We start from the raw sequence: 815 nt of genomic DNA on the forward strand, positions 1-815 counted from the left end.
TTGGCGTTGTTGGCGTGCAGGGTACACAGGCACAGGTGGCCGGTTTCGGCGAAGGCGATGGCGTGGTCCATGGTTTCGCGGGAGCGCACCTCACCAATGAGGATGACGTCGGGTGCCTGTCGCAGGGTATTTTTCAATGCGGTCTCGAAGGAGTCGGTGTCGAGGCCGACTTCGCGCTGGGTGACGATACAGCCGCGGTGCTGGTGGATGAATTCGATGGGGTCTTCGATGGAGATGATGTGACCCTTCGAGTTTTCATTGCGATGGCCGATCATGGAGGCCAGCGAGGTGGATTTACCGGTACCGGTTGCACCCACGAAGATGATCAGGCCGCGTTTGGTCATGGCCAGTTCTTTGAGCTGTTCTGGCAGTCCCAGTCCGTCGATGGTAGGGATCTTGGTTTCGATCCGACGCAGTACCATGCCGACGAGGTTGCGCTGGAAGAAGGCGGATACCCGGAAGCGGCCGACGTTGCGCAGGGAGATAGCGAAGTTGAGCTCTTTGCTTTCGGCGAACTCTTTTTTCTGGCGGTCGTTCATGATGCCGACGACCATCTCGCGCGCTTTTTCCGGGCTAAGCGGGGAGCTGCTGACGGGAACAATTTTACCGTGCAGTTTGATGGACGGCGGGACACCGGCGGTGATGAACAGGTCGGAGGCGCCTTTCTCGGTTACCAGCTGTAAGAGTCGTTCGATTTCCATTTGTTATATACCGCGTCGGGTGTTTGGTCTTTTCGAATACCGGGAGAGCATTTGTTCTCTGCCCCGGTGGCGGCGGGGCACCGGTTATAGTTTTTCAGGACCGCTGTGAACCCA

1 protein-coding gene is annotated in these 815 nt (G+C 57.7%); it reads right to left on the reverse strand.

Annotated features, from left to right (window positions below; translation table 11 throughout):
* Positions 1-701, reverse strand: a 701-nt coding sequence (locus tag B4U49_RS00395) for an ATPase, T2SS/T4P/T4SS family (protein ID WP_162276135.1), incomplete at its 3' end; no start/stop codon positions are given.
* Between the last annotated feature and the right edge of the window lie 114 nt (positions 702-815).

This window comes from Microbulbifer mangrovi (assembly GCF_002009015.1).
Classification (GTDB): Bacteria; Pseudomonadota; Gammaproteobacteria; order Pseudomonadales; family Cellvibrionaceae; genus Microbulbifer; species Microbulbifer mangrovi.